The 1,460-nt window shown below is 70.7% G+C and carries 1 protein-coding gene; it reads right to left on the bottom strand.

Features of this window, described 5'->3' with window-relative positions:
* Positions 1 to 87 precede the first annotated feature (87 nt).
* Positions 88 to 1,437 carry an MFS transporter gene (locus ABZ281_RS49140; protein ID WP_356665329.1) on the bottom strand — a complete coding sequence of 450 codons (1,350 nt, stop codon included), beginning with the start codon at positions 1,435 to 1,437 and terminating at the stop codon, positions 88 to 90.
* Positions 1,438 to 1,460 lie beyond the last annotated feature (23 nt).

Here is a 1,460-nt window from a genome sequence, read left to right as displayed (position 1 = left end):
GGAAGTGGGCCGTAGTGGTAAACGTCGCTGGAGCGTGCGCAGTTGGGGCAGCGGGCCTTCGCGTGGTGTCCCCGGTGTTCAGGTCCGTCATGAGGCGCCTCCGTCCAACGAGCTCTCACGGCGGATGTTTGCGGCGGCCGCCGCTCCAGGGGCCGGAACCTGAGGTGGGGGGCCGGGGCGCGGGTGTTCTTCGGCAGGCGCGGGTTCCTCCCGCTCGGGCGGGGCACCGGGCATCTGCCGCAGGCCGCGCAGCGGAGAGAGCGCCAGGACCAGGAGCGGCACAGTGAGCAGAAAGGCACCGACGACCAGGGCGGCCCGGACACCGGCCCACGTCCCCAGTGCGCCGGCGAGCAGCGCGCCGACCGGCCTGGCACCCGCGGTCAGCCAGGTGCTCACCGCCTGCATCCGTGCCTGCATGCGGGAGTTGGTGATGATCTGACGGATTGACCGCTGGGTGGTGCCCGCCGCACCGGCGCACGCCAGCTGCACGAACAGCGCCGCACCGATCACGATCTGCCAGTCAAGGCCGGGAGAGGCGAGCAGCAGCGGAATCTGGGTCACCGGCGTGATCGCGAGCGCGGCCAGCATCATCGGCCCGGGCCCGATCCGTCGAGCAAGGGCAGGGGCGAGGAGCGCGCCGGCGGCCGCGCCCAGGGCGCCATGCCCCAGCACGACACCAAACGCCGTGGTGCTCATCGCAAGGGTGCGCAGCAAGTACAGCGCCCACAGTGTGTTGAGCAGTGCGAGGGCGAAGGAAGTCGACGCGTTGACCAGCGTCAAGGTGCGCAGCCGGTCGTCACTGCGTACATACCGCACGCCCTCGCCGATCTCCGCCCACAGCCGACGCTCCCCGGTACGTGCCCGGTCAGTCTTGGGCGTGCGGATGCGTGCGGTGCACCAGGCACTGATGAGATAGGAGAGGACGTCTCCGAGCAGAGCTCGGGCCGGTCCGACCAAGGCGGTCAGAACGGCGCCGAGGTTGCTGCCGCCGGTCGCGGAGAGGGCGAAGAGTGCCCCGACCCGGCTGTTGCTCCGCTGGATCAAGGACCGGTCGACCAGGCTGGGCAGGATGCTGATGGCCGCCGCGTCATGCACCACGCCCGCGGCGCCCTGCACCGCGGCGACCGCCATGAGCTGGGGCAGGGTCAGTGCGTCGAGGGCTGCCGCCACCGGCACCGTGGCCAGTACGGCTGCACTGACCAGATCCCCGATGATCATCTGGCGCTGCTTGGAATGGCGGTCAGCGAGCGCCCCGGCGTGCAGGGCGAGCACCGCGGGTGGCAGCAGTCCAAGGAACGCCAACCAGGCCACCTGAGAGGTGGTGGCGTGCAGCTCCAGGACGGCGATCACCGGGATCACCATCGAGCTGATCGAGCTGCCGGTCACGCTGGCGCTCTGCCCGATCAGGAACGTCCGGAAGTTGCGGTGCCGCCACAGCGACGTCTGGAGCTGAGCGGGAG

The sequence above is a fragment of the Streptomyces sp. NPDC006265 genome, from assembly GCF_040613555.1.
Taxonomy (GTDB): Bacteria; Actinomycetota; Actinomycetes; order Streptomycetales; family Streptomycetaceae; genus Streptomyces.
This window is presented reverse-complemented; position numbering and strand designations above follow the sequence as displayed.